The organism is Paraburkholderia sp. RAU2J (assembly GCF_003634845.1).
Classification (GTDB): Bacteria; Pseudomonadota; Gammaproteobacteria; order Burkholderiales; family Burkholderiaceae; genus Paraburkholderia; species Paraburkholderia fynbosensis.
Map to the genome: position 1 here is coordinate 2,355,071 of NZ_RBXG01000002.1, position 19,585 is coordinate 2,374,655.

16 protein-coding genes and 1 pseudogene are annotated in these 19,585 nt (G+C 61.9%); 3 read left to right on the forward strand and 14 right to left on the reverse strand.

From position 1 onward, the window contains the following. Window positions 1-605: 605 nt before the first annotated feature. The 6 genes from B0G69_RS28005 to B0G69_RS28030 form a co-directional block, all read right to left on the reverse strand. The gene (locus tag B0G69_RS28005) at window positions 606-2,933 is read right to left on the reverse strand and encodes a filamentous hemagglutinin N-terminal domain-containing protein (protein WP_199731412.1); all 2,328 of its coding nucleotides are present in this window, start codon (window positions 2,931-2,933) and stop codon (window positions 606-608) included. 504 nt (window positions 2,934-3,437) lie between these two features. Then, entirely contained in the window at window positions 3,438-3,836 is a 399-nt protein-coding gene (locus B0G69_RS28010) for a VOC family protein (RefSeq protein ID WP_121322972.1), read from the reverse strand. A gap of 250 nt (window positions 3,837-4,086) precedes the next feature. Beyond that, window positions 4,087-4,524 carry a RidA family protein gene (locus B0G69_RS28015; RefSeq protein WP_121322974.1) on the reverse strand — a complete coding sequence of 146 codons (438 nt, stop codon included), beginning with the start codon at window positions 4,522-4,524 and terminating at the stop codon, window positions 4,087-4,089. A gap of 241 nt (window positions 4,525-4,765) precedes the next feature. Continuing rightward, window positions 4,766-4,909 (reverse strand): DUF2474 domain-containing protein, encoded by a 144-nt coding sequence (locus tag B0G69_RS28020; RefSeq protein WP_121322976.1) that lies wholly within the window; start codon window positions 4,907-4,909, stop codon window positions 4,766-4,768. Beyond that, window positions 4,909-5,916, reverse strand: a complete 1,008-nt coding sequence (gene cydB / locus B0G69_RS28025) for a cytochrome d ubiquinol oxidase subunit II (RefSeq protein ID WP_121322978.1) — start codon at window positions 5,914-5,916, stop codon at window positions 4,909-4,911. Before cydB ends, B0G69_RS28020 begins: the two co-directional genes overlap by 1 nt. Further along, on the reverse strand, window positions 5,916-7,358 hold the full coding sequence (locus tag B0G69_RS28030) for a cytochrome ubiquinol oxidase subunit I (protein WP_121322980.1): 1,443 nt from the start codon (window positions 7,356-7,358) through the stop codon (window positions 5,916-5,918). Before B0G69_RS28030 ends, cydB begins: the two co-directional genes overlap by 1 nt. A 732-nt stretch (window positions 7,359-8,090) precedes the next feature. On the opposite strand from B0G69_RS28030, the gene B0G69_RS28035 reads away from it, so the two are divergent. After that, window positions 8,091-8,474, forward strand: coding sequence for a nuclear transport factor 2 family protein (locus tag B0G69_RS28035; protein ID WP_121322982.1), 384 nt, complete (start codon window positions 8,091-8,093; stop codon window positions 8,472-8,474). Between the two features lie 427 nt (window positions 8,475-8,901). Here B0G69_RS28035 and B0G69_RS28040 read toward each other — a convergent pair. Then, window positions 8,902-9,148: pseudogene (locus B0G69_RS28040) on the reverse strand (IS5/IS1182 family transposase); the annotation flags it as partial. A 459-nt stretch (window positions 9,149-9,607) separates the two neighbouring features. Here B0G69_RS28040 and B0G69_RS28045 point away from each other — a divergent pair. Beyond that, complete coding sequence (locus B0G69_RS28045; protein ID WP_241991493.1) at window positions 9,608-11,899, forward strand: glycoside hydrolase family 3 C-terminal domain-containing protein; 2,292 nt, start codon at window positions 9,608-9,610, stop codon at window positions 11,897-11,899. A 634-nt stretch (window positions 11,900-12,533) separates the two neighbouring features. After that, window positions 12,534-12,704 (forward strand): hypothetical protein, encoded by a 171-nt coding sequence (locus tag B0G69_RS41120; protein WP_158608987.1) that lies wholly within the window; start codon window positions 12,534-12,536, stop codon window positions 12,702-12,704. A gap of 224 nt (window positions 12,705-12,928) precedes the next feature. Here the strand turns inward: B0G69_RS41120 and B0G69_RS28055 are convergent, their stop codons facing one another. The 7 genes from B0G69_RS28055 to B0G69_RS28085 all read right to left on the reverse strand — a co-directional run bounded on the left by B0G69_RS28055 (window position 12,929) and on the right by B0G69_RS28085 (window position 19,543). Then, window positions 12,929-14,014 (reverse strand): AI-2E family transporter, encoded by a 1,086-nt coding sequence (locus tag B0G69_RS28055; RefSeq protein ID WP_121322986.1) that lies wholly within the window; start codon window positions 14,012-14,014, stop codon window positions 12,929-12,931. Window positions 14,015-14,213: 199 nt separating this feature from the next. After that, window positions 14,214-14,414 carry a CsbD family protein gene (locus B0G69_RS28060; protein ID WP_241991494.1) on the reverse strand — a complete coding sequence of 67 codons (201 nt, stop codon included), beginning with the start codon at window positions 14,412-14,414 and terminating at the stop codon, window positions 14,214-14,216. 117 nt (window positions 14,415-14,531) lie between these two features. Continuing rightward, window positions 14,532-14,714, reverse strand: coding sequence for a CsbD family protein (locus B0G69_RS28065; protein WP_121322988.1), 183 nt, complete (start codon window positions 14,712-14,714; stop codon window positions 14,532-14,534). Between the two features lie 385 nt (window positions 14,715-15,099). Next, the gene (locus B0G69_RS28070; protein WP_121322990.1) at window positions 15,100-16,260 is read right to left on the reverse strand and encodes an enoyl-CoA hydratase/isomerase family protein; all 1,161 of its coding nucleotides are present in this window, start codon (window positions 16,258-16,260) and stop codon (window positions 15,100-15,102) included. Beyond that, on the reverse strand, window positions 16,257-17,084 hold the full coding sequence (locus B0G69_RS28075) for an enoyl-CoA hydratase (RefSeq protein WP_121322992.1): 828 nt from the start codon (window positions 17,082-17,084) through the stop codon (window positions 16,257-16,259). Before B0G69_RS28075 ends, B0G69_RS28070 begins: the two co-directional genes overlap by 4 nt. Next, window positions 17,084-17,995: a 3-hydroxyisobutyrate dehydrogenase gene (gene mmsB / locus B0G69_RS28080; protein ID WP_121322994.1), complete on the reverse strand. Its 912-nt coding sequence runs from the start codon at window positions 17,993-17,995 to the stop codon at window positions 17,084-17,086. Before mmsB ends, B0G69_RS28075 begins: the two co-directional genes overlap by 1 nt. A 27-nt stretch (window positions 17,996-18,022) precedes the next feature. Further along, entirely contained in the window at window positions 18,023-19,543 is a 1,521-nt protein-coding gene (locus tag B0G69_RS28085; protein WP_121322996.1) for a CoA-acylating methylmalonate-semialdehyde dehydrogenase, read from the reverse strand. Window positions 19,544-19,585: the final 42 nt, after the last annotated feature.

Here is a 19,585-nt window from a genome sequence, read left to right on the forward strand (position 1 = left end):
GATGCAGACTCAGTTTGTCGCACTTGGGTTCACTTTCAGGTTCGGCATGCATTGGGCGCCCCTCGGCAGACGCCAGTGACGCATTCGATGGTGAACCGGTGGGGCTTTCGTCGCGGTCGAGTCGATTGCGTAACCATGGCTGCGTCTCTGCAGCGATAAATCGTGACGAAAGCCCGGTCCGCCGCTGGGCATTTTCGTCACAGGTCCTTCTCGCTGCCGGCCGATCTTTTGTCATCGACGACGCCTATCGATCGGCACCTGAATGTTTATAAAACAGGGCTGCGGAGAGCTCTTGACGGGTCGGCGCTCACACGGCATATCGGCAACAGACGCAGATACTTTAACTGAAGGGAGCCCGAATCTCGCCGGCATGACGGGAAGTCGCCGATACGAGGGGAGCGGCTCAGACGTCACGTCGTCGATGAGGCGATTATTCTCGCGACGTCAAGCGCAGTTGGGCCGACAACTGTACGTTGTTCGCTTTTGATAGTGGACACTCGCGGCTACCGGCTACTTTGTCCGGTCGTCCGCTCAGGCCGCCGAAAGCGGCCGTTGAGATGCCGCCGCGTGCCTGCTCGTGCAGGCACGCGGGTTCTCAGCAGCGCCTACTGGGCCAGTTGCCAGCGCAGGATCGGATGGGTCGCGCCGGCCGGCATGACCCACACGCCGGTCGGGCTGAAGTCCCAGGACACGTCGAAGCTCGACGGATTGCTCATCTGCGCGGTGGTGATCCCGTTCGACGCAGGCAGTTGAGAGCCATATCCGGTGCTCACCGTACGTGTCGTCGTCTCTTTGTCCCAATAGACGTTACTTGCAAGAGTGCCGCCGACACTGTACGCGACGATACCGCCGTAAGTGCCGTAGCCCGGCCCCTGATACGACGGGCCCAGAACTGGGCCTGTTGCGAACGACTGCTCGATGACACCGCTATTCGCGTAAGCCAATCCGCCGGCCCCAAAAAGTCCGAGAACATTACCGGCAGCGTATGACTGCGAAATCGTGCCGCTGTTGACGCCGACGAGTCCACCTGGCGAGCCGAACGTCTGCGTGACGACCCGGCCGGTCGCGAACGACTGAACGATCCGTCCGAGATTGGCGCCCACGAGCCCTCCCGCGTCACCGGCGTCGCCTACGGTAGCACTGCTCCAGGAGCGCTCGATCAGACCGTCGTTGGTGCCCACCAGGCCGCCGATCGGCGCGTTTCCATAGTGAGTGGCGCCCCGGTAGCCGGACGTATATGCGTATGTAATCAGGCCCCGGTTGCGCCCCGCCAGAATGCCGAAAGTGATAACAATCGGCACGTTGTCGAGGATGTCGTCTTGTCCCTCATAGAATGCGGTGTTCGTGATGCCGACGTTGCGCACCACGCCCGCAGTCCCGATCTCGCCAAAGAGGCCAATCGCTTTGGTACCTGAGGGCGAGTAAATCTCATTCTGGCTGAACTGGTCGATGACATGCCCCCTCCCATCGAACTGACCAGTGAACGGGGTGGCCGCGCTGCCCAGCGGGATGAAGTCCACTCCGCTGGAGTGGGTGGAAGTAAGGATCGTCGCACTCGCATCGATATCCTTGCCGAGCGCGTAATTGCCGGCGAGGTCGAGCGAAACATTCTGCAGATCGGTCAGCGAATTGACGAGCTTGTAGGCGGTGATTTGCGTGACCAGCCCGGTGTAGACCGGGGCGGTCCACGAAGCGTTGCCGAGCAGCGTGCCGGGGCTGTAGCGACCGTTCATGTCGTAGAGAAGGCTCACGATGCCGGCGCTCTTCGACCAGTCGACGGTGCCAAGGTTCGAGACACTGCCACCGTTATCGGCGCCCGTAGCGTCGGCGCGCAAGGTCAGATTGCCCGCGCCCTCGTTCGCGATCGTCGTGCCGCCCGTGACGGAGACATTGCGATATGCTGCAAGCGTGAGCGAGGCCGGTCCCTGCCAGCGCAGGCGCGAAGCGATGCTTAGGTCGCCCGTTGCGCCGTTGCCACCCGTGGTCGTGACATCGACCGAGGTGCCCGCGCTCAGACTGCGCTGCAACGTCCGTGCCGCGGCGTCATCGATCATAAAAGCAGGCGTTGAAAGATTCCACTGGCCCGCGTGAACGGCTGCGTGCCTGCCGAACGCCAGTTGCGCCGCCTGCGTGTCGACCGTGCCGCCACTGCCGTCGGCATTCGTTGCCGCGATCTTGCCTTGCTGCCTGACGAGACCGCTGTCCGCGATGAGCCAGACGTGGCCATCGCGGGTAGCCGAGCCCGTCGCGCGGATGCGCGTGCCACCGCCCGCGAGCGCATAGACGTTCCCATCGGCAGCCTGAAGACTGACCTGCGCGGCCTTGACGCGCCCCTCGTTGACGACCGTGCCGTGACTGCCCGCCTGCACGAACACCTGTCTGCTGCTGGCCGAGTCCTGTAACAGCACCGTCTCGCCGGCCGCCAGTTCCACCGTGCCGCTGGGCGCTTTGACCGTACCCGCGTTGACGACTGCCTGACGGGCGATCAGGAACACATCGCCTCCGCTGGAACTGATCCTGCCGAGGTTGATCACGCTCGCGTCCGACTTGCCCGACAGCGTCAGTGCATCGCCGCCTTTGATGAAGGCGTCGTTGCAGATATCCAGGGTGGACGCGACGAAGCGTCCGCCCGTGCTGACGACGCCCGAGGGTCCCGCGAGGATGCCTTGCGGATTGATCAGGTAGAGGCTGCCGGTGGCGGTGAGCTTGCCAAGGATCGATGACGGATCGCCGCCCGTTACACGGTTCAGTGTCGCGCCCGACCCGTTGTTGAAGGCGACGGTGTTGCCGTTGCCGATCGAGAAGCTGTGCCAGTCAATCACGCCGCGGGACGAGGACTGGTCGATCGTCAGCGAAGTGGTGCCGCTCGTCATCGCGCCCTGGCCCCGGACGAAGGCGCCGCCCTGCGGCAGCGGTCCGGCCGCCTCGGCCATCGGCACGCACCACGCGGCGAGCGCCAGCGGCACCCATAGCGCAAGCGGCAGCGGGCGCAGAACACGGCTCCACGCGGCAGGCCGCGACCGAGGCGCGATGCGTGCCGCGCCGGCATACGCCAGCGTAAAGCACAGCCCATTGCGTGGGGTTGGGGGCGACTGGATCGCCAGTCTGGACGAATGACGCGACATGAACCCTCCCGAAACATGGTTCGTGGAAAGTCGTTGTCGCGGAACGCAGTTTGTTGCGACCAGGCAAGGCGCGAAAGCCGCCATACCGCACAACACAGCCTAATGGTAGCAGCGCGTTTCGAAAGACAAACCGGTATTGGCGCATGCACTCAAAGCCTGCTCGCACCTCTTCAGGCGGGGAGCGTGTCGGTCGCCGCGGCAGCAGGAATGGCCGTCAACCCTCGAAGCTGCCTCTGGAGGAATGTTGCACCGACAGGCCGAAGCGGGTCGGCTAGAGTCGATCATTCGAGCGGCATCCCGAGCATTGGACGTCTAGCCGGCCGGGGCGACAATTTCGACCTTGATCCGGTCGGGGTCTTCACAGTAGAGGGCATAGTGCTGGGGGCCGCCGGCGAAAGGATGACGATCCTCATAGAGCACGCGATATCCATTTGACTTCACCCATCGCGTTATTTCATCGACTTGCGTTTGAGACGCCGCATGGAATGCAAGGTGGTTCAAACCCACGCTCCTTCTGTTGTAAGCGCCATCGACCTTGTCGACTTGCGTGAACACGAGGTAAGTGGTGTCGCGTATGTAGCTTCTGCCGCCGTTCCAAACCTGATGTTCGGTATATTCGAACCGCTCGAGTAACGGCACCCAGAATCGCAGCGACCTTTCGAGTGATGAAACGTTGATTTCCAGGTGATGAAGGCTTCCCGGTGCAGCCATATGGGTTGTGTTTATCGCGAGGTAAATGATGCTCGAAGTATGGCATGACTGCGGGTAACGCAAATCGGCGCGGGCGTCCCGTCACTCGTCAATGTGCTGCGCAGATGCATTCCTAGGAACGGCTGTTATGGAGCGAGGCCAATGTCCCTTCAGGGTCGCCTTATGCCCTTTGTGTGAGAGGCCGCGCCCGCGGCGATCGCCGCGCTTGGTCGTCGGGCGCTAGCCGGCCAAGCCTGGCCGTGCGAGGAAATCACTCACGTAGTGCCTGGTTGTCCGGCCCGGGATGGCGAAACCGCGAGCGGGGAATTTCGGCGATCGCCGCGATCTCGATTAGCAGTTCAGGCCGGTATAGACGTTGGACCTGGACGGTCGTCGTGACAGGATACGGCGCGCCAAAAAACTCTTGGCGAATGCCGCCGGTGGCCATAAAGGCCTCAATGTCCGTTGCATAGTGAACCATCGAAATCACATCCGCCATCTGTCCGCCAATCGACGCCAGGACGCTGCGAATATTCTCCAGAGCCTGCCTTACCTGCGCGCGGATGTCCCCTCGCCCGACGATTTGTCCATGTCGATCGAGCGACACCTGGCCCTTCAGGTGAGCGATACGGCCATCGCCTTGAATGACCGCCATAGAGAAGGTGCCGAATGGCGCCCAAACTTCCATCGGGTTCACTGCATCTACCATTGCGAAACTCCTGCGATGGGGTGTTGCAGGGCATCATACATGGCCATCCGCTGCCCAACAGCGGCCGTTCAACATGAAATCCCTGGACTTATGGTCGGCATGCGCCCGTCGAATAGCGGGTCATCAGCAGCGATATTGCTGGCTTGAGCGGTACTGCCTGGCTAGTGCGGACCAATCGTAAGCCAGGAAGTTGAAACCGGGCACGCGCGGCAGGCCAGGCGTCGCGCGGTGCGCTGACGATTCAGTGGCTCAGTCCGGCCGCGTGCATTGCGATGTGCAGCACGCTCGCAACAATACCGAGCGCGGCGACGCTCGCCGCCCAGATTGCGATGAGCCACGCGACGCGCTTGCCCCAGACACGCAATACGCCGTGTTGTCTTGTCATCAATGATAGTGCTCGCCCGGTCGCACCTTGCCGCGAAACACATAGTACGACCACGTGGTATAGACAAGGATGAATGGAATGATGAACAGTGCGCCGACCAGCGTGAACAGCTGACTTTGCAACGGCCCGGCTGCGTCCCAGATCGAGATGCCCGGCGGCACGATGTTCGGCCAGATACTGATCGCCAGACCGCTGTAGCCGAGGAAGATCAACGCCAGTGCATAGAGAAACGGTCCCATGTCAGGTTCATGTCGCAGCGAACCTCGCAGCGCATACACGCACAGGGCGACGAGTAGGGGCACTGGGCAGAACCAGAGCAGATTGGGCAGCGTGAACCACCGCTGAGCGATGTGCGGTTGCGAGAGCGGCGTCCAGATGCTGACGACGACGATCGCCGCGAGCAGCGTCCAGACGAGCCGTCCCGAAAAACGGACCATAGCCTGCTGCAGTTTGCCGTCCGTCTTCATGACAAGCCATGTCGCGCCGAGCAGCGCGTACGCGGCAAGCACGCCGATACCGCAGAACACCGGAAACGGCCGCAGCCAGTCGAGTGGGCCGCCCGCGAACGCGTAGCCGCTGACACGCACGCCGTCGATGTACGCGCCGAGCGATACGCCCTGGAAGAACGACGCGACAAGCGAGCCCCCGATGAACGCGGCATCCCACATGGGGCGCTCCCGGTCGTTCGCCTTGAAGCGAAATTCGAAAGCGACCCCGCGGAAAATGAGCCCGAGCAGCATGAATATCAGCGGCAGGTACAGCGCACTGAGAAGGATCGAATACGCTATAGGGAATGCCGCTAACATGCCTGCGCCGCCCAGCACCAGCCATGTTTCGTTGCCGTCCCAGACCGGCGCGACGGTGTTCATCATCACGTCGCGTTCGGCGCGCGACGTGATGAACGCAAAGAGCAGCCCGATGCCGAGATCGAAGCCGTCCATGATGATGTACATCATCACGCCAAAAAAAATGATCGCGGCCCAGATCAACGAGATGTCGACGCCCATTATCGCCGGCTCCTTGAATTTTCACGCAGCGTGGTTCTTGGCGACTCGTCGCCGACAGCCGACAGCGGTCGTGCCGGCGTGCGCTCCTGCCCCGGCCCGCCTGACGGTGGCCCTTCTTCGATGTACTGCGACGGTCCCTTTCGCACAAGGCGCAGGATGTAGGCGATGCCAACCCCGAACACGAAGAAGTACGACACTACGAATAACGTGGCCGATAGCGCCAGTTGCGGCATGCCGCTTGGCGAGGTCGCTTCCGCAGTGCGCTGCAGGCCGTAGACGACCCACGGCTGCCTGCCCATTTCCGTTGTCAGCCAGCCGGCAAGAAGCGCGACCAGGCCCATCGGACCCATCAGCAGCGTCGCGCGCAGGAACGGGCGAGTTCGGTGGAGTCGCTCACGAGGGCGCAGCAGAAGGCTCCACAGACCGAGCATGATCATCAGCATCCCCAGTCCCACCATGGCCCGGAACGTCCAGAAGATGATCGTCGAATTGGGCCGGTCCTCGGGAGCAAAGTCCTTGAGGCCTTTGAACTGCCTGCTCCAGCTGTGCGTGAGAATCAAACTGCCCAGGTGAGGAATCTCGACGGCGAAGCGTGTCTGTTCGCGCTGCATGTCAGGCCAGCCGAATAAAATCAGCGGCACCGCCTCATTGCCGTGATTCTCCCAATGCCCCTCCATCGCGGCAATCTTCGCGGGCTGATGCTCCAGCGTGTTCAGGCCGTGCGCATCGCCGACGACCGCCTGGATCGGCGCCACCACCAGCACCATCCACATCGCCATCGACAGCATTTTGCGGATCGCAGCGTTGTCATTGCCATGCAGCAGATGCCATGCCGCTGACCCGGCCACGAACAGGGCGGTCGCCAAAAACGCCGCCAGACTCATGTGAACGAGGCGGTACGGAAACGAAGGATTGAAGATGACTTCGAGCCAGCGCACCGGCACGATGCGACCGTTAACGATCTCGTATCCCTGTGGCGTCTGCATCCAGCTATTGGACGCGAGTATCCACGTCGCCGAAATCAGCGTACCGATCGCGACCAGCAGCGTTGCCAGGAAGTGGAGCGCGGGGCCGACCTTGTTCCATCCGAACAGCATGACGCCGAGAAAGCCCGCTTCGAGGAAGAACGCGGTGAGCACTTCATAGGTCAGCAACGGCCCAGTCACGCCTCCGGCAAACTGCGCGAAACGAGACCAGTTAGTGCCGAACTGGTAGGCCATCACGATGCCCGACACGACGCCCATGCCGAAATTGACAGCGAAGATTTTCAGCCAAAAGTGATAGAGATCGCGATAGACGTTCTGGCGGGTGCGCAGCCAGCACGCTTCAAGGACGGCCAGATAGCTGGCCATGCCGATCGTAATGGCAGGGAACAGAATGTGAAAGGATATCGTGAAGCCAAACTGAAAACGGGCGAGGTCGAGCACCGTCAGGCCGAACATGCGTTTTGCTCCTTCAACATGACCGAATAGTCAGCGATTTTCGCAAACGGAGTCGTCGCACCTGCCTTGGCACCTGACCGACCGCGCGGTGGCCTCGGCGGCCAGCGCGACGTCCGGGGCAAATGCCGACTCGTCGACGGTGTTCCTGCAAACCATGGGAGACATCATATAAGAACTGCGCGACTTGGTAGCTGAAGGCAAGGAAGTATGCCTTGAGGTATCGATTTCATGAGCCTGTACCAGACGCACAACCCCCGGCGCTCGGGCGTTGCAAGCTCCAGGGTGACAACCAACCGGTGAACGCCCTCGACCATTGCATCAGGTAGGCGGTCGTCGTGCGAGGACCGGCCGCTTCCTTGGCCGACCACCTACGACTGGCCGGTCCCCGCCTGGAAGGAGACGGCCGCAGTTCATGTTCGAATGGTCCCAACGGGTCCGCCTACTGCCGATGACTGCATCGCGCGGTTTGGGCGTGCGCATGCCGCTTCCATGAGGCACTGATCGGCCAGAAACGATCGTTCGACACACCGGCTCGAAGATCGTAGACAATTCGTGAAGCCGTACCCTTGCTAGCAACGGCCCATCACGATGAAATTGAGACCTCTGTTTCCCGCGGTAAGAGCACTCATTGAGCACATGCTTCCTGGAGTCTCGAAGTCGTCAAGACGGGAGCCCGGTTTTATTCCACGATGCACGCAATAGGTGAACGTAAACGGTAACCGGAGGCACTCAATGCAGGAAGAGAAAATACGTGAAGCCCTGAATGCGCACTGGCAAGCGTCGGCGGCCGGCGATCTCGACGCAGAACACGACATTTACGATGACGATGCCATCTGTGACTATCCCCAGTCAGGTGAACGAATCGTCGGACGAATGAATTTGCAGGCGCTGCGGACTCATCATCCAGGCAAGCCGGCAGGTTTCGATGTCAGGCGAATTCAGGGAGAAGGTAATCTATGGATCACGGAATACTCCATCACCTATAACGGGCGGCCGGCTTACACGGTAAGCATTATGGAGTTCCGCAACAGCAAGGTCATTCACGAGACCCAGTACTTTTCAGATCCCTTTGAAGCGCCAGGTTGGCGGAGTCAATGGGTTCAGCAGATCGCGTGACAATGCATTGCGGCGAGATAAGCACAATCACTTAATGGTCGCCTCGCTTCAATTTGGTTTCCTCGAATTCGCAGTTCAGCGAGTCTTTGCGGAGACGTCGGAGAACAAGGCGGCAAGGCTCTGAAAAACGGTTGGAAAGCGTGTTGAATCAGAACGCGTCAATGATCGACGCTTAAAGGGCCACGAGTGCACCACGACAGTATTGGCCATCGTGCGGAACGAGTGGGTGCCAATCGGGCTCTGCTCAAACCGCACTGGGCGTACTTTCGCCAATTTGAATGGCCGCTGTGGGGAATTGTGAGTGTCGCCTTGGGGTCGACGAGCGACTGCCGCGTTCGGCACAGAGCGGCCATGAACGCGCACTGTCTTACCGGACGTTGATGGCAGCTCACTCGCCAAGTGCGGACATTTGAGCCGCGTCGAGCGCTCGCGTTCCGAAGTACCAGTTACCGCCCTTCTGCGTCGAACGCATGTCCGGGTCACGGCGTCCCGGCGTTGTTCTTCGTTGAACCTAGGGCTGAAATCAACGTGGCGTCGACCACCGAACCGACTTTCAGCATCAGGCCCTTCGCGATCAGGACCTCGTTGACTAGTGCGAGCTCCTGCGCCGCCAGGCCGTGCGTTTCGAGCAGCTGGCAAAACCGCAGGATCGTGCTCTCATCAGGCAAACGTGCCATGCCGCTGCCCGCGATCGTCAAGTATGACCCCATGGCGTGGCCACGACGATAGCGCCCCCGGTAAGCTCGATCACCCCGTCGGTCGCGCGTACCTTTTGGGCGAGGTCTTTGTTGCTGAAGCAGGAGCAAAGAACCACGTCGCGGCGATTTACTGGACGGGACGGGACGGGACGGTTGGCCTGTTCAGCAGGGTTTACGAGATAGAAGCTGCGTCGAACGGCAGCACTAAAATCAGTCATAAGACGACGATCGATGCGGCTGCGTCCGCTGAAGTAACTACTTTGTGTGAATCCATTTTCAGCAGCCGGTCTAAGAGGGGCTCGCCGAGTGTCACTCCGATGAACCGTGACTCGAGAAAAACGGCGACTGGATTCGCAATGCAGTAAACCAACAACGAAGAGGCTCATTGCATATCGGGTCCCCTTTTCCTTGATCACTCGATCGAGGAACCGATATATGTCGAATTTCAAAGCATCACCTCATCTACGCTGGATCCCGCATCACGCGATCCGGGTCGCATGTGAAAGCGCCGTTTCCGTTGCCGCGTTCGTTTCGCTGTCAGCGGGTGCGCCGCAAGCGGCAAGTGGGCCGCCGTGGATGAATACGGCTCTTGCTCCCGAGCGGCGAGCGGCATTGCTGGTCAGTGCGATGACACTGGATCAGAAAGCCGCCCAGTTGCATGGCCAAAGCGGCACGATAGCCGAGGTGCCGGCGTGTGGAAACAGTACCCGTCACATCCCGGGCATACCGGCGCTGAGCATCCCGACGTTCCGGATTACGAATGGCCCGGTTGGCATTGGGGCGGGCGACTGCGTGCCGCAGGACCGGGCGACCGCATTGCCGATGTCGATGGCGCTGGCTGCGAGCTTCGATCCCACCCTTGCCCGAGCGTACGGCGACGTGTTGGGCCGTGAAGCACGCATGCTGGGCCTGCACGTGGTCGAAGCGCCCGGCATGAACGCGGTCCGCGTTGGACAGGGTGGCCGAAACTTCGAGTACCTCAGTGAAGACCCCGTACTCGCCGGCGTCATAGCCGAAAACGAGATCCGCGGTGCGCAAGCGACCGGCGTCATTGCGATGGCCAAGCATTTCATACTCAACGAACAGGAGGCGAATCGGAACACTGTGAGTGTGGTCGTCGATGACCGTACGCTTCACGAAATCTATTTGCTGCCATTCGGCGTGTCCGTCAGAAGGGGCAACGTCGCCTCGGTGATGTGTTCTTATAACCGGATCGGCTCGACGTACGCCTGTGAAACGCCGCGAACGCTAAATGCCATCTTGCGCGGTGAATTGGGTTTCATGGGCTACGTGCAGTCCGACTTCGGCGCAACGCATTCGACTGCACCGGCGATGAATGCCGGTCTGGACCTCGAGATGCAGTCGGGTATCTGGTTCACGCCGCCAAACCTTAACGAGGCCTTGGCGACAGGCGCGTTGACCATGGCGACGGTCAACCAGGCGCTGACCCGTCGTTACACGCAGATGTTCAAAGCCGGCATTTTCGATCGTCCGGTAGTCCGTACGCCGCTCGATTCCACGACGATCCAGAATGACGGAACCGAGGCCCGTGCGATCGGAGAACAGTCCGCGGTGCTACTGAAGAACAGCGGCAATCTGCTGCCGCTGTCGGGCGCGGTCAAATCGATCGCGATTGTTGGCCACAATACCTATGTGGATGATGCTATCGCTGGCGGAAGCGGTAGCTCGCGAGTACTGCCTACCTACACCGTCGGCCCACAGCAAGGGATCACGAACGTACTTCGGCAGCTAGGCTCCAGTGCGACCGTGAAGACGCTCGCCGCGCCGAACGACGGCAGCATGGACGCTGCGGTCGCCGCGGCTGCGGCGACGGCCGACGTCGCGATCGTGATGGCGGGCGTCGTGACCGGAGAGGGGAGTGACCGTCCCGATCTGTCGTTGCCGAAAGGGCAGGACAAGTTGATAGCGGCTGTCGCGAACCGCAATAAGCGAACGATCGTCGTTCTGAAGGATGGCGACCCGGTTCTGATGCCCTGGGTCGATCAGGTTCCGGCAATTCTGGAGACATGGTATTCGGGACAGGAAGACGGCAACATCGTCGCGCGATTGCTGTTTGGACTGGCCAATCCTTCCGGCAAGCTGCCGGTGACGTATCCACGACTGGCTACGGATACTCCTACCAGCATGCCGGAGCGCTACCCCGGAACGTCCGGGTCAAATCCCGTTGTGCAATATTCGGAGGGTCTACTGGTCGGTTACAGGTGGTATGACACGCGACAGGTCAAACCGTTGTTCGCGTTTGGTCATGGCTTGTCGTATACCTCTTTCAAGATTTCCGACGTCCAGGTTTCGCCGCGTGGCTATACCGGCAACGGCCCGATTCTGGTCGCGCTGACCCTGGAGAATACCGGGCTGCGGGAAGGCGCGGAGGTCGCACAGGTCTACCTGGGCTTGCCGCCCAACCTCGGCGAACCCACGAAGCGGCTGATTGCATTCCAGAAAGTGCTGCTCAAACCGGGCGAGAAGAGGGCCCTTTCGATGTACATCTATCCGATTAACGGTTTTCACGCGCTTAGCTATTGGGACAATGCAGCGCAGAGCTGGAAAATCGCCGCGGGGACTTATACGGTTTACGTCGGCAATGCATCCGACAACATAGTTGCACAGAGCACCTTTACGGTTAACGTGGCGATGCGCGACACCGGCGATGGCGATGACAACGTCAGCCGTGATCCCGCTCCGTTCGGATGGGATTGGGCTCGATGACCATAAATCGGCATGGTCGGCGCGATGGCTCGGACGTCGCTTAATCGTCCGTCAAGTATGGCTTCCACAAGCTCGCGCCGATCCCGCTTTTCCCGCCGCAAGTCACTGCAAGGCGAGCTCGCAGCGACTGTGTTCTAGCGGTCTGTTTTTAAAGCACCTGTTGAGGCGACGATGATACTCAGCTACGAGTATGAAAGCTTCAACCTCGAGATCCCCGTTGAGTCCGATTTCAGTAGCGTCGCGGATAAGCACAAGCGCAAGCGCGTTCGATATTTCGCGATCCTCCGTATCCATGGGCCGTCCGGTACGGACCATTTGAAAGATGAAGTGAGTGTACGAAGCTCTATGCCACGACGTCGGCTCTACCCGCTTACGCGGAGCAGCCCTTCGAGGGCCCGCGATCCAACAGTACGTTGTGGTGTGTTGGGTACCAGCCCACCATCAGGTACTACGCGCGCCCTTTTGTACGCACCCGACCGAGATCGATATATCGCTCTATTTAAGCTGTTACGAGCAGTCTCTCGGCGCTCTGCCGAGACATGGCGCGCCATGTGCTTTAAATCAGTTAGCGGCACCGCGAGCGGTATGTCGCCAAACTTTTTTATTCACTGACTTATCTTTTAGGAGAACTGCCATGACGACCCTTACCATTAATGACCTACCTGATGTCGAAGTCCTGGATCGCGTCGCCATGTCGGCCATCACGGGCGGCATGATCGACCACCGCCTAGCCGAATACATCAATAACGTCTGGTGGTATACGCATGATTACTCTCTCGGCGCCCGCCCCGTCCCGAAATTCTGACCACGGCGGCCAACCCGCTCCCCGTGCCGTCTGCGACGGTTCGGGGGCATCGTCCCGAGGTGTGCTGAGTCCATCGTTATCGGTGAGCCCAGGTGTGCACTGCGCATCCACGTCGATCCCCGGTCAATCACCCGCCGTGCTGAGTCGTAGATGGCCGCTGGACTTTGTAACCTGCCACTGCGGTTGCACTGGGCCGACAGTCAGCGGGCGTTGGGCTTTTGCCCTCAGTCGGTTTTCCCGGTCAATGCGCGCCTCGCGGTTTCGCCCTCCGCGTGCGACGTCGCGTAAAAAACCCTCGCTCTGCCGATGATGATCTTCAACATCGCGATGACGGGCACGGCCAGAAAAATGCCCGCGACGCCGCCGAGCTGATCTCCCGCCAGCAGCCCGACGATGACGAGAAACGGACTGACCTCCACGCCTTCGCTCATCAGATAAGGATTGAGCACGTAGTCCTGAAACAGCCGGTACAGGCCGATAAAAACCACCAGCCACAGCAGATGCGGATAGCCGCTGAAAACCGCGACCATCAGCGTGATCGCGACCGCGGCGAGCGGTCCGGCAAATGGCACGAATTCCAGCAAGCCCGCGCTCACCGCGAGCAGAAACGCGTAAGGCACGCCGAGCAGCGAGAACACGACGCCATAGCAGATCAACGTGGCCAGCGATAAAAACAGCAGCGCGCGCACGTACTTCGACAACAGCACGTTCAGGTCCGTGACGATCTCCGCCCACAACGTGCGATGCCGCGCCGTCAGCAGTTCGAGACACGCGTCGCGCATCTGCGGACCTTCCTTGATCAGCAGAAAGCTCAAGATCGGAATCAGCACGAGGTAGATCAGGTTGCCGGCCGCGTGCACGACGCCGAGCCCGACGCTGCGCGCCACCGGCACGGCCTTGTCGGAACCGGTCTCGATCTGGCTGCGCACGAAATCGACGATCCGTTCGCGCAATGGTTCGAGAAAGTGCGGCAACGGAAAACGACTGGGCACATCCGACTTCAGCAAGGTGGGCAGTTGCGCGAACAGATGCGTCGCCTGGTCCTGCAATTGCACGCCGAAGATCGAACCGACCACCGCGATGACCGCGACGACGACCACGAACACCAGTGCAATCGATGCGACCCGCGGCATGCGGCGCGGCCTGACGCGCTCGACGAACTCGACCATCGGGTAGATCAGATAGCTGAAAAACACCGCGAACACCACCACCAGCACCGTGGTCGACGCGATATAAATGACGAAAAACAGCAGTGCGATCAAGGACGCGGTCCAGACTTTTCTGGCCGTGCAGACATCGAATCCCAGCATGAACCTTCCTCGAGTAGACGATGAGATCCGGCGCCGCGAGCGCGCCGGGAACATCGGACAATATCAGGATGCCGCGGGATTGTGAACGCGTGGCGTGCCCGCTCTCGTTGCCGACGGCAGCAGCCACGCGGCGCGGCGCCGGATTTGCGCGGGATCGACTACAACAGCTTGCCTGGCAGAAAGCCGACGCCCGCCGCGATCAACAACGCGCCGAGCGGATGATTATGCGTCGCTTCGGCGATCGGCTCGACCCTTTCGCCGTATTCGCCTGCGCCTGCCCTGATAGCTCGCGGACCTTGCCCTCTGCCTGCAAGTCGAGATCGCCCGTCAAGCCGCCGACGGCGTCCTGCACTTTGCCTGCCGCGTCTTTGAACGTTCCGTCGAGCTGGTTTGCGTTCATCGTGATGGTCCTTTGACGTTAGGGACGCAGCGGCGAATTTGCGCCTGATGGGCATGCGCCGCTTCACATGCTTGAACTGGGTGAGCGGCAGCGCTGCGGCGCGTGGCGTTGATCGCGCTAGCTTTTCGCGCGATCGCGCAGCGCGTCGACCGCTTCGCCGAGCTTTGCCTGCATCCGGCCGGCCAGCTTTTCAGCCGCGCCCTCGGCTTGCGTCATGCGATTGCCTGTGACCTTGCCGATCGCTTCCCTCACCGAGCCCTTGAGTTGCATCGCTTCACCTTCGACACGATTCTTGTCCATGACGTCTTCCTCAAACGATTAGGTTGCAGACGAGTGATGCTGCGGGGATGCATGAATTGCCAGGTTGATCGCAATGTTGCGCGTGCTATGTGTCAGCGCGTTGATCGTGAGCACGGCTTGCGGTTCGTTGTACCGCTTCCGTGCACGTCGCCCGATGCCGTGCATGGATTGCATTGCACACGCATTCGACCCGCGCATCGCCCCAGCATCATTTCGTGGACCGCTTCGCTTTGCGCGATCCGCTTCGGAGCAACAACTTTGGGATCTGAGCACGCTTTGTGCCCGAGGGGTCGGAGGAAAGGCGTGCCAGTAGAAAAAGCCGCAGATGCGGCCTTCGTGATCGGATGCGCGAGTCAGTCAGCGCAAGGCTGTGGTCGCAGACGTGCTAACGATTGTCAGATGACGACTCGCCCCCCAACCCCGCGAGCGGATGCGCCTCGCTCTTCCACGGCGACGCCAGAAAATGCCGGACCCGTTCGGGCCGCACTTCCGCCAGCGTCGCGGGCGCCCAGCGCGCGTTGCGATCCTTGTCGATCAACTGCGCCCGCACCCCTTCGCAGAAATCGCCCTCCTCGATCACCCGTTTGACGATGCCCAGCTCCATGCGGAAACACTCGGCGAGCGTCATCTGCCGGCCGCGCAACAGTGCTTCGCGTGTGACGCAGAGCATCGTCGGCGAGTGGCTGGTCAGTGCGTCGTCAGTCGACTGCAGCCACTGCTTCACCTCGCGCGGCGGCTCGCGCTCCAGATCGTGGCGCAGCGTCGCCATGATCCGCTCGACGCTCGAGCGCCGGTCGAAGTGCCGCGCGATCGATTGCGTCAACGGCTCCAACGCCGCATGCGGGACGACGTTACACGGCGGCTCGAACACACCGCGCAACGCGGCCATCAAATCACCGTCGTGCGACATGCGCTGCAAACGTTCCTCGAAGCTGGCGAGCCATTCCGCCGGCACGCACAGGTCGGCCAGTCGCAGACGCAACGCATCGGCGCCGGACAAGGTCACGCCGGTCAGCCCGACATAAAGCGCGTGTTCCACCGGCAGCACGTTCAGAAAACGCGTCGCGCCGACGTCCGGCAAAAAGCCGATACGCGTCTCAGGCATCGCGATCTTGCTGCGCTCGGTGACGATGCGCAGCCGCGCCGCCTGACCGAGCCCCATCCCGCCGCCCATTGCAATGCCGTCGAGCAGCGCGACCACCGGTTTCGCCAAGGTGTGCAGGGCGTAGTCGAGCCGGTACTCGTCGACGAAAAACGCAAGCCAGCGATGATCACCATTCTTCGCCAGCCGATGCACTTCGCGCACATCGCCGCCGGCGCAAAAGCCTTTCGTGCCCGCACCCTTGAGCACGAGCGCGACAATGCCGCTGTCATGGCGGCAATGTTCGACCAGCACGGCAAGCTCACGCACCATTGCATGCGAGAGCGCATTGAGCGCGGCCGGCCGGTTCAGCGTAATGATCGCCACGCGGTTGACGACGCGAAACAGAATCTCGCGCTGCGCCTGCGCGCTCACATCGGGCGCGACGCTTTGCAAGGCGCTCATCCGTGAATCTCCGTCTGTGCGTGGGAGGTCTGCCCTGCTTGCGTGCGCGAGTCCGCCTGCCAGTGCGGCGTGCGTTTTTCGAGGAACGCGTTGACCCCTTCACGCTGATCGGCGCTATCGAACAGATCGACGAAGCGCTCGCGTTCCAGCGCAAGCGCCGCCGCACGTGGCACGCCGTTGCGTGCCTGATGGATCAGCGTCTTGCTGAAGCCGACCGCCTGCGGACTGAGACCGGCGACGCGCGCGGCCATCGTCAGCGCGGCGCCGAGCGCGGCGCCTCTTTCCACGACTTCCTCGACGAGACCGATGCGCAATGCGGTCGCCGCATCGACACGCTCGCCGGTCAGTATCATCCGTTTGGCCCAGCCTTCGCCGACCAGCCACGGCAGCGTCTGCGTGCCGCAACCGCACGGCAGCAGGCCGACCGCGGTCTCCGGCAGCGCCAGCAGCGCATGCTGTTCGGCGATGCGGATGTCGCACGCAAGCGCGCATTCGAGTCCGCCGCCCATCGCATAGCCGTTGATCGCCGCAATCACGACGGCCCGCGCGTTCTGCAAGGTCTCGAAGGCCGCGCCGAAGCGCGCCGCGGCCGTACGCGCGACTTCGCGGTTGCCGTCGGCAAACGTGTTCAGATCGGCGCCCGCGCTGAAAAACTTCGGGCCGTCGCCGGTGATCACGATCGCACGCACGCGTGCCTCGCCGTTCAGCCTTTCGACGGTGTGCTGTAATTGCAGCAAGCCATCGGCGGTGAACGCGTTCGCGGGCGGGCGCTTGAGCGTCAGTTGCGCGACGGCGCCGTCGTGCGCGTAGTCGAGTTCGATCATCACGCGCCTCCTTGCGTGCCGTCGTCGGCCGCGTGACGATAAAGCTTGATGACCGCCGAAAAGTCGAGACGTCCCGCGCCTTTCGTGCTCATCGTTTGATAAAGCTGCTGCGCGAGCGCGCCGAGATAGACCGGTTGACGCACGCTGCGGGCGGCGTCGGTGGCGAGCCCCAGGTCCTTGAGCATCAGATCGGTGCCGAAGCCGCCGGTGTAGCCGCGCGTCGACGGTGCGGTATCGATCACGCCGGGCATCGGGTTATACGTGTCCGAACTCCAGCAGCGCCCCGTCGACGTATTGATGATGCCGCCCAGCACCTTCGCGTCGATGCCGAGCGCCTCGCCGAGCGACATCGCCTCGGCCACGCCAGCCATCGTGATGCCGAGCACGAGGTTATTGCAGATCTTCGCGACCTGCCCGGTGCCGGTGTCGCCGCAATGGACGATGTTCCTGCCCATCGCGGAGAGCACCGGCTTGACCTGTTCGTACGCGCTCGCGCTGCCCCCGACCATGAAGGTCAGCGTGCCCGCCGCCGCGCCGCCCGTGCCGCCCGACACCGGCGCATCGACGAAGGTGTTGCCACGCTGCGCCGCGAGTTCGGCGAAGGCCTTCACACTGGCCGGATCGATCGTGCTCGAATCGATGATCGTCACGCCCTTCGCGATGCCCGCGAACACGCCGTCGTCCGCGCTCAGTACGCTGCGCACGTGCGTAGCGGCGGGCAGCATCGTGATCACGCACTGCACGTCGGTCACGGCCGCTTTCGGTGAGCCGGCCGCCTTCGCGCCCGCATCGACGAGCGCCCGCACGGCTTGGGCGTTCAGGTCGAATACGTTGAGCGCGTGGCCCGCCTTCAGCAGGTTGTGCGCCATCGGCGCGCCCATATTGCCGAGTCCGATAAAGCCTATTTTCATGATGTCCTCTCCGTTTTCGCGCGCCGCTCAGCGCAGGCTGATGGTCGTGTTGACGCCGTCGTTGACCGTGTCGTCGTCGAACCAACGGGCCGTCACGGTCTTGGTCTGCGTATAGAACTGCACGACCTGCTTGCCGTACGGGCCGAGGTCGCCGAGTTTCGAGCCGCGCGAGCCGGTGAAGCTGAAGAACGGCACCGGCACTGGAATCGGAATGTTGATGCCGACCTGCCCGATGTCGATCTCGCTCTGGAATTTGCGCGCCGCTGCGCCGCTCTGCGTGAAGAGGCCGACGCCGTTGCCGAACGGATTGCGATTGACGAGCGCGATCGCGTCGTCGAGCGTGGCGACGTTCAGCACCTGCAGCACCGGGCCGAAAATCTCGGTGCGGTAGATTTCCATTTCCGTGGTGACGTCGGTGAAAATCGTCGGGCCGATGAAGTTGCCGTGCTCGTAGCCGGGCACCTTCACGTCGCGGCCATCGAGCGCGAGCGTCGCACCTTCTTTCACACCCGCATCGATCAGGCCGAGAATGCGTTGCTTCGCCGCGCGCGAGACCACCGGGCCGATGTCGGTGTTCGGCTCGTTGCCGGCGTTGACCTTGAGCGTCTTCGCCTTCGCGACGAGCTCCGGCAACCACTGCTGCGCGGCGCCCACCAGCACCACTACCGAGGTTGCCATGCAGCGCTGTCCGGCCGCGCCGAAGCCCGCGCCGGCGAGCGCGTTCAAGGTCTGCTCGCGGTTCGCGTCGGGCAACACCACCGCGTGATTTTTCGCGCCCATCATCGACTGCACGCGCTTGCCGTGCTCGCTGCCGAGGCGGTACACGTGCGTGCCGACCGCCGTCGAACCGACGAACGAAATCGCCTTGATCAGCTCGTGCGTGCAGAGCGCGTCGACCACTTCCCTGCCGCCGTGCACGACGTTCAGCACGCCTTTCGGCACGCCGGCTTCGAGCGCGAGTTCGACCAGTTGCATCGTCGACAGCGGGTCCTGCTCCGACGGTTTAAGCACGAAGGTATTGCCGCAGACGATTGCCATCGGGAACATCCACAGCGGGATCATCGCGGGGAAGTTGAACGGCGTGATGCCGGCGCACACGCCGAGCGGCTGGCGCAGCGTGTAGGTATCCACGCCGCCCGCCACGTTCTCCGCGAATTCGCCCTGCTGCAGCGTACCGATCGAGCACGCATGCTCGACCACTTCGAGTCCGCGGAAGATGTCGCCTTCGGCGTCGGGAATCGTCTTGCCCTGCTCGGCGCTCAGCGTCTTCGCGATGCGCGGCATGTGCTCGCGAATCAGCGCCTGGTACTTCAGCATGATGCGCATGCGCGCGCCGATCGGCGTGTCCTTCCAGGTCTTGAACGCGGCGTGCGCGCTGCGCACCGCTTCGTTGACTTCGTCGACGGTGGCGAACGGCACGCGCGCCAGCACTTCCTGCGTGGCGGGATTGACGATGTCACGCCATTCGCGGGTTGTCGAATCGACGAACTCGCCATTGATCAGCAGCTTGACGTTGGCGACGGCCTGGTGCGAAGCAATTGCGCTCATGCTGAAACTCCTGTGCGTGGGCCGCCCGGCGGCCTTAGAGTG

Coding starts and splice junctions, on each gene's coding strand:
- B0G69_RS28005 (WP_199731412.1), bottom strand. CDS start 2,933: ATGGCCGAGGCGGCCGGACCGCTGCCGCAGGGCGGCGCCTTCGTCCGG.
- B0G69_RS28010 (WP_121322972.1), bottom strand. CDS start 3,836: ATGGCTGCACCGGGAAGCCTTCATCACCTGGAAATCAACGTTTCATCA.
- B0G69_RS28015 (WP_121322974.1), bottom strand. CDS start 4,524: ATGGTAGATGCAGTGAACCCGATGGAAGTTTGGGCGCCATTCGGCACC.
- B0G69_RS28020 (WP_121322976.1), bottom strand. CDS start 4,909: ATGACAAGACAACACGGCGTATTGCGTGTCTGGGGCAAGCGCGTCGCG.
- cydB (WP_121322978.1), bottom strand. CDS start 5,916: ATGGGCGTCGACATCTCGTTGATCTGGGCCGCGATCATTTTTTTTGGC.
- B0G69_RS28030 (WP_121322980.1), bottom strand. CDS start 7,358: ATGTTCGGCCTGACGGTGCTCGACCTCGCCCGTTTTCAGTTTGGCTTC.
- B0G69_RS28035 (WP_121322982.1), top strand. CDS start 8,091: ATGCAGGAAGAGAAAATACGTGAAGCCCTGAATGCGCACTGGCAAGCG.
- B0G69_RS28045 (WP_241991493.1), top strand. CDS start 9,608: ATGTCGAATTTCAAAGCATCACCTCATCTACGCTGGATCCCGCATCAC.
- B0G69_RS41120 (WP_158608987.1), top strand. CDS start 12,534: ATGACGACCCTTACCATTAATGACCTACCTGATGTCGAAGTCCTGGAT.
- B0G69_RS28055 (WP_121322986.1), bottom strand. CDS start 14,014: ATGCTGGGATTCGATGTCTGCACGGCCAGAAAAGTCTGGACCGCGTCC.
- B0G69_RS28060 (WP_241991494.1), bottom strand. CDS start 14,414: ATGAACGCAAACCAGCTCGACGGAACGTTCAAAGACGCGGCAGGCAAA.
- B0G69_RS28065 (WP_121322988.1), bottom strand. CDS start 14,714: ATGGACAAGAATCGTGTCGAAGGTGAAGCGATGCAACTCAAGGGCTCG.
- B0G69_RS28070 (WP_121322990.1), bottom strand. CDS start 16,260: ATGAGCGCCTTGCAAAGCGTCGCGCCCGATGTGAGCGCGCAGGCGCAG.
- B0G69_RS28075 (WP_121322992.1), bottom strand. CDS start 17,084: ATGATCGAACTCGACTACGCGCACGACGGCGCCGTCGCGCAACTGACG.
- mmsB (WP_121322994.1), bottom strand. CDS start 17,995: ATGAAAATAGGCTTTATCGGACTCGGCAATATGGGCGCGCCGATGGCG.
- B0G69_RS28085 (WP_121322996.1), bottom strand. CDS start 19,543: ATGAGCGCAATTGCTTCGCACCAGGCCGTCGCCAACGTCAAGCTGCTG.